This is a genomic window from Aromatoleum diolicum (genome assembly GCF_012910955.1).
In the GTDB taxonomy this organism is placed as follows: domain Bacteria; phylum Pseudomonadota; class Gammaproteobacteria; order Burkholderiales; family Rhodocyclaceae; genus Aromatoleum; species Aromatoleum diolicum.
Genome location: NZ_WTVQ01000005.1, coordinates 171,447 through 178,219, shown reverse-complemented (window position 1 = coordinate 178,219; position 6,773 = coordinate 171,447). Strand labels below are relative to the sequence as shown.

7 protein-coding genes are annotated in these 6,773 nt (G+C 59.5%); 3 read left to right on the top strand and 4 right to left on the bottom strand.

Annotated features, from left to right (window positions below; translation table 11 throughout):
* Positions 1-265: 265 nt before the first annotated feature.
* The 4 genes from GPA25_RS04990 to GPA25_RS04975 all read right to left on the bottom strand — a co-directional run bounded on the left by GPA25_RS04990 (position 266) and on the right by GPA25_RS04975 (position 3,785).
* Positions 266-1,024 carry a toll/interleukin-1 receptor domain-containing protein gene (locus GPA25_RS04990; RefSeq protein ID WP_169259251.1) on the bottom strand — a complete coding sequence of 253 codons (759 nt, stop codon included), beginning with the start codon at positions 1,022-1,024 and terminating at the stop codon, positions 266-268.
* A gap of 144 nt (positions 1,025-1,168) precedes the next feature.
* On the bottom strand, positions 1,169-2,098 hold the full coding sequence (locus GPA25_RS04985; RefSeq protein ID WP_169259250.1) for an RES family NAD+ phosphorylase: 930 nt from the start codon (positions 2,096-2,098) through the stop codon (positions 1,169-1,171).
* Positions 2,099-2,182: 84 nt separating this feature from the next.
* Positions 2,183-2,887, bottom strand: coding sequence for a hypothetical protein (locus tag GPA25_RS04980; protein WP_169259249.1), 705 nt, complete (start codon positions 2,885-2,887; stop codon positions 2,183-2,185).
* A gap of 136 nt (positions 2,888-3,023) precedes the next feature.
* On the bottom strand, positions 3,024-3,785 hold the full coding sequence (locus tag GPA25_RS04975) for a Crp/Fnr family transcriptional regulator (protein WP_169259248.1): 762 nt from the start codon (positions 3,783-3,785) through the stop codon (positions 3,024-3,026).
* Positions 3,786-4,476: 691 nt separating this feature from the next.
* On the opposite strand from GPA25_RS04975, the gene GPA25_RS04970 reads away from it, so the two are divergent.
* The 3 genes from GPA25_RS04970 to GPA25_RS04960 all read left to right on the top strand — a co-directional run bounded on the left by GPA25_RS04970 (position 4,477) and on the right by GPA25_RS04960 (position 6,765).
* The gene (locus tag GPA25_RS04970) at positions 4,477-4,776 is read left to right on the top strand and encodes a c-type cytochrome (protein WP_169259247.1); all 300 of its coding nucleotides are present in this window, start codon (positions 4,477-4,479) and stop codon (positions 4,774-4,776) included.
* 116 nt (positions 4,777-4,892) lie between these two features.
* Positions 4,893-5,180 carry a hypothetical protein gene (locus GPA25_RS04965; protein WP_246265341.1) on the top strand — a complete coding sequence of 96 codons (288 nt, stop codon included), beginning with the start codon at positions 4,893-4,895 and terminating at the stop codon, positions 5,178-5,180.
* A gap of 37 nt (positions 5,181-5,217) precedes the next feature.
* Positions 5,218-6,765, top strand: coding sequence for an FAD-binding oxidoreductase (locus GPA25_RS04960; protein ID WP_169259246.1), 1,548 nt, complete (start codon positions 5,218-5,220; stop codon positions 6,763-6,765).
* Positions 6,766-6,773 lie beyond the last annotated feature (8 nt).

Below are 6,773 nucleotides of genomic sequence, written 5' to 3'. Positions count from 1 at the left end.
CGCCCCGGTCGCGCCGACGACTGATTGAGGCCAGCCGGTGCGGTTAATCGCAGGGCCCCGGCGCTGGCGCGCCGAACAAGGCCGATTAGGGAAAGGCAGTCTGCTCTGTCTTTGTCCATGGCGATGCCGGCAGTCGAAAACCGGTCATGCACGCGCGTGATCGCGGAGGTCCGACGATGAGTACGTGATCGACGTCACGATCGGCCTACGGCCGGTCTGCAAGAGGATGAGGTTGACGGGAAGTCCCTTAGGGAAGGGTTAGCCCTCACGCCAGTTCTTCGACGGAAGCTGTGCAGCGAAGAACGAGTGCTGTCTGTTCTGCGCTTGGCTGAAGCACGGAATGGGCGGCCTCATTGCGTATTCGGACGCATTCCCTCAGTTCGTCAGCGGTAAGCCTACCTTTGAGTGGGAGCATCCTTGCTTTAAGCGCCAGATCAAGCAGCGGGCCTAGGCTGTATGAACTGACAAGACGGAGCTCACGCGGCGAACGCGTAAATGCAGTCCTTAGGCGCGCCCTTAGCACATGCTCGAGGTGGGCGCAGGCAACCAGAACTGCGGCTTGATAGTGGCCAGAGCGGTGCAGTTCCTTGGATCGATGAAGAGCCGGAGATGAACCACCGGTCTTCCCAATGGCTTGCGCTATTCGTTCGGCCACATGGGCGATGCCCGTGTCAGTGGAGATGGCCAGAAGGTCCGCCAGCGTTGGTGAAAACTCGAGGACCTGCCCGTGCGACACTCTGTGCCAGACCGGCAGTATTGCTCGGCCTGAAGCGACCTCTTTGGATACTAGTCCGCGCAGTTCCCGCTTTGGCCAAGGCTTAGCGATAAAGCTTGGGCTGAGTATGACAACACCGAATCGACTGTCCGAAAGGCCGCGGTCAATGGACTCGGAGAGACTGTCTCCCAGGGAAAGCGAAAACTCGTCATACCAGACGTTAAGTCCGCAGTCGACAAGTGCCAGTGCAAGTGGACGGGCAATTTCGGCTTTGTCTTCAGATGCATGACTAACAAATAGGTCGTGCATGAAGAGAGATCTCCTGTGAGGGCTTACGGGTGAATTCACCGGACCTGCGCGGATTTCGCGCAGGAAGACGAGGTTGACGGGAAGTCCCTTAGGGATTTCTTAGGCGGAGTGCGCCAATGTTTTTGTTGCATTTGAAAATTGAATCTAGGCATCCCGAACATTGCGCGGGGAATACATTGATAAAAGCTCAAACATGGCGTCGTTGTTGCCAACTCGGTTACATGAGAAGTCATATTCCTGCTTGTTGAGACCGTATATATTAAGTTGCCCACTTTGATACCGATCAGGCCAAATGAAGTTGAGCTGTTCGTCAATTCGAGTCGCGGACGAAACGATCTGATAATCAAGAACGCCAAACCGGCGCCTCTTTCCAACCTTAACAAGCACGCACGCAACATTGTGAAACACTCTGTCGGATGGCAGAGGGGGCACTGCCAAGTTGAATCCACCTGGATCTCGGATGCTGGGATAGGCAATTCCGTCAGCGTCCACTTTTGAATGAAGAAATGCCCCAAGTGCTATGCTAAATGCATAGTTCGACTCACGTGCAGCCGGATCGCCGATCACATTGGCGAGAAACTTATCGATGTAGAGTAACGGTAAGGCGTTTTTATCTTGTTGATTGAGTAGCTTCTGTATAGTTCGGCCTGGATCCGTGCCTGAGAAATGCATGTAGCCGTTCTTTTGTACGTTTGCATATTCTCCGACTACGATAAGCCGAAGAATTTCATCGGCGAGCACACGAAAACCAGCAATTTGTATGAGCTGACCTTCCGTCGCCTCAACTTCCAATAGAGCTGTTTGAATATCTTTGGCAACGTAAAAGCATGGGACCCCGACATCGTTGAGGCGGCCTCGGCGAGCCTTTTCTGCTGGTGGATAGTCCAAATCGAAAACGTTTTCCCATACGTCGCTTTCGACAGCTCTGGCTCGCCAGAAGATGTTTCCGCGGCCTAAGCCCACGGAAAGTATCTCGTATGTATTAAACAAAGGCGCGATGTAGTGGCAAAACTCTGCCTCACTCTTGGACGAGAGAGCTTGATCAATAATGACGTCACAACGGTCAAAATTCATCAAAGATGCCTAAGCGTTCGAAATGAACGGCGTTTGCAGGCGTGCTAAGCGCGTCGGAAACGTCCGCTCGATGGGGGGTGGGCGTCATGTTGCACATAGGTTCGTGCCTTCGACTAGCAGTTCGGTAAGCGACCATGCTAACCACGCGTGCAGAGCATCGAACGATTCCAAGTCGCCTTCGACGATTGGCGTGCTGGAAGTCGCGGCGAAATGAAGCGCCTTAGCTAGGGGCGGTTCGCTACCAACTGCGCCGAAGACTATGCATGGAAGATTAGACCTATGGCTCATGCGGTTGCGGAGGGCGACCCACAGCTTCCACTCTGCGGATGCGCACAGCTTAGACAGTGCTTGTGATAGGGCAGCTGCCTTGGGCATTGGCGCAAGCCACTCAAGCAGCTGCTTTGGGCTACAGGCACGTTGCTCGGTCGGTCCAAAGGCTATCGCCAATACGCCGGGATGGCTCGAAAGTGCAGCAAGCGCGTATGCGGCGCTGTCGATGCACGCGACTCCTGCCGAGAACATTCCGAAAAGTGCGCGTTCCCGCCGATAAAGACCTTCGTGATTAACTGCTACGCCCTCTGTTTGCCAAGAGTGCCTGTAATTGAGCCAGTCTTCCGACGACGCTCTGTAACGCCAACCGATGAGATTTGAAGCAGCCGCGAACTCGTTCCACTCCCGGCCCATCGCAGGGTGAAGGAGCGTCCGACGAGCAGATGCCATGAACGCAGTCAGTTCGTCGATCGGGAAGTCGTCAGGTACGTCAACACAGTACTCGGCGCAGTAACGCATAGCTATGACTCCCAACGCCCAAGCTCAGCCGACGAGCGCCGAAGGCGCGAAGTTCGGCTGGAGCGCTTTGTTGGGCTGCGGCTAAGAAATCGTTTCCCAAACACCGTTTTCATTGACGTCTCACTGCCTACGGCGTTCAAAGCGTTGCAGTGGGGATGGAGTCGGTATTCGTAATCACGTGGCGCTGCGGAAGGTAATGAAGCAGCAGATCTGTTTCCTTCTTGACCACGCCATAGCACTCGCAACTAAGAGTTTCAAGTTTCGGCCGGTCAAGCACCTTGATCAATCCGCGCGAATATGAAATCACGCCTAGCTGCTGCAATTTTGACGCGGCCTGGGTGACGCCTTCGCGGCGAACGCCGAGCATGTTGCTGATGAATTCCTGTGTCATCGTCAAGTGGTTATGTGACAGGCGATCCATGGAAAGCAGGAGCCAGCGGCAGAGTTGCTGGTCGATCGAATGGTGCCGGTTGCAAACTGCGGTCTGAGAGACTTGCGTGATCAGGGCCTGCGTGTAGCGCAGCATCAGCATCAGCAACTGGCCGTGGCGGTTGAACTCCTCTTTCACCCGCAGTCTGGGGAGTCGATATGCGTAACCGGCGCTCTGTACCAGCGACCGGCTCGGCGTGCTCTCGCCGCCCAGAAACAAAGTGATGCCTATCAACCCCTCGTTGCCCACCACCGAGATCGCGGTCGATGCCCCGTTTTCCATCACGTACTGCAGCGAGACTATGGAGTCGGTGGGAAAGTAAACGTGACGCATGGGGTACCGGGATTCATACAGGAGCGCGCGCAACGGCAGGCTCACCAGTTCCAGGTACGGGAACAAACGGTCTTGAACGTCAGGCGACAAGGCTGCCAGAAGATGATTCTGCTGGGGCTGGGGTTTGGCGGACATTTTCGGCGCTCTTGGTACTGAATAGGTAGAGATTACCCGTTCACAGCCTGAATCGCCCGGGGTCCGTGGAGGCCGGTTGTCGGCGCGCTTGCCTTCGGTGATTTCGCGCGAGGAAGTGCAGCGGCTGATTGCGGGGGTGGATGATCCTTTGCTGAGGCTGATCGTTTCGCTGTTGTATGGGACGGGCATGCGTTTGCTGGAGGGGCTGAGGCTGCGGTCAACGATGTCGACTTAGGGCGCGGCGAGATCGTGGTGCGCGAGGGGAAGGGCGACAAGGATCGCCTGACGATGTTGCCGGGGAGCCTGGCCGAGCACTCACGGGCGCAGGTTTAAGTGGTGCGTGCGCTGCACGCCGCCGAATTGCAGGCGGGCGGGGGGTGTTGAGTCCGTTGGACGTGGCGGGCTGAGGGCCGCTGGGTGGCTGTCGCAAATCTGGACAGTGTCTGAATTTGCGAATCGGGCGCGGGTGCGGGGGTGGCCCGCGTCACCACAGCGAGGCGAGGCTGCCGCGGTGCAGAAGTGTCTGAATTTCAGACACGATGACCGTTTTCAAGGCGCGCCGTGATTGGCTGCGCACAAATCTCAAGTCTTTGTAAATAAACAAGAATGGCGCGTCCGTGCAAAACGGGCATTGCGCTTGCGTTGTCTCGTCCGAAGAAGTTGGAAGTCCAACAGTCGGGAGGGGATGGAAATGCACGCAAGGAGATTCGCCGTTTGCCTGGGCTCGGTGGCGGTGTTGGTGGCCGCGGGTGGGGCGCAGGCCGCCTGGCGGGACGGGGGCGAGGCATATGAGAAGGTGTGCCGCTATTGCCATGAGGCGAACGTCGGGCCGGTGCTGAAGGGGCGCGCGTTGCCGGCGGAGTACATCCAGCGGGTGGTGCGCATGGGCAACCGGGCGATGCCGGCATTTCGGCGAAGCGAGATCGACGACGCGACGCTCGCCGACGTGGCGCGGCGCATCAGCACCAGTGCGGCGCTGGCGCGGGAGTGAGCCGACATGGACAGGCGGGTATTCCTGAAGGGTGTGCTGGGCGGTGGGGCGCTCGGGGCAACGCCGCTTATGGCGATGGCGAATCCGGGTGTGTTCGGAGGGGGCAGCGGCCAGTGATGGTGGTGGCGCAGGCGGAGTTGCCGCAGGCGCTGGCGCTCGCGGGTGGGCTGGCGGCGGAGCTGGGTGTGCGGCCGGTGGCGGCGAGCGTGCGCGAGCTGGGCAGCTTTGCGGGCGTGACGGCCTTGCTGGAGCGCGCGGGGCAGGCACGTGTGATCGGGGTGATGGACGACGCCTCGGCGCTGATCTTCCAGCAGATCGCGGCGGCGCGCGGGGCGGGACTGGCGATGGATTCGCACCGCCGCATCGGGGCGGTCAGCCTGGTGTCCTTCGCGATCCATACCTGAAGCCGCAGGCAACGATAAATACGACGGAGACATTCTAATGAGTTCAAAGAACAAGGCATTGCCGAAGGGCGTGTCTGCAGGTGATTTCGACCAGGCCCTGCGCGAGATCCGCGCCATCGTCGGCGACGAGCATGTGCAGATCGAGGACGAGCAGCTTGCGCCATACAACAAGATCATGATGCCGGTGCCGGACGCGCAGCACGCGCCGTCGGCGGCGGTCACGCCGGACGGGGTCGAACAGATCCAGCGCATCATGAAGGTCGCCAACAAGTACCGCGTCCCGGTGTACCCGATCTCGACCGGCAAGAATCTCGGCTACGGCTCGGCGGCGCCGGTGCAGCGCGGCCAGATCGTGATGGATCTGCGGCGCATGAACCGCATCCTCGAGGTCGATGCGGATCTGTGTACGGCGCTGGTCGAGCCGGGCGTGACCTACCAGCAGCTCTACGACTACCTGCAGGAGCACAAGCTGCCGCTGTGGTTCTCGTGTCCGGCACCGTCGGCAATCGCCGGACCGGTCGGCAACATGGTGGATCGCGGCGTCGGCTACACGCCTTACGGCGAGCACTTCATGTTCTCGTGCGGCATGGAAGTCGTGCTCGCCGACGGCCAGGTGCTGCGCACCGGCATGGGGGCGATGGAGAACTCGAACACCTGGCAGGTGTTCAAGTGGGGCTACGGCCCGACGCTGGACGGAATGTTCACGCAGTCGAACTACGGCGTCGTCACCAAGATGGGGATGTGGCTGATGCCGGCGCCGCCGGACTTCCGCCCGTTCTGCATCCAGTATCCGAACGAGACCGACATCACCAAGATCGTCGAAGCGCTGCGCCCTTTGCGCATCGCGATGGTGATTCCGAACGCGGTGGTGATCGCGCACACGCTGTGGGAGGCGCCGTGCACGCCGGTCAAGCGCGCGGACTACTTCACCGGGCCGGGTGCGATCCCCGACGAGGCGGTGAAGAAGATCCAGGCGGATCACAACATCGGCGCGTGGAACGTGTATGCGGGCCTCTATGGCACCAAGGAAACCAACGACGCCAACTGGAAGATCATCGAGGCGGTCGCGGCCGGCACCGGCGGCAAGATCATCACGCAGGAGCAATCGAAGGGAAGCCAGGCGCTGCAATACCGCTTCGACCTGATGAAGGGCAAGCCGAACCTGGGCGAGTTCGGGCTCTACAACTGGCGCGGCGGCGGTGGTTCGATCTGGTTCGCGCCGGTATCGCAGGCGAAGGGCTCGGAGACGCTGAAGCAGATGAAGATGGCCAAGGACATCCTCGGCAAGTACGGTTTCGACTACGTCGGCGAGTTCATCGTCGGCTGGCGCGACATGCACCACGTCATCGACCTGCTGTACGACCGCTCCGACGAGACACAGACGAAGAACGCCTACGCCTGCTACGACGAGCTGCTGCACACCTTCGCCAAGGAAGGTTACGGCATGTACCGCGCCAACACCGCCTTTGCCGAGAAAGTCGCGGCGACCTACGGGCCGGTCAAGCGCGACGTCGAGAAGCGCCTGAAGAAGGCGCTCGATCCGAACAACATCATCGCGCCGGGCCGGTGCGGCATCAGCCTGTAAGGGGGGGA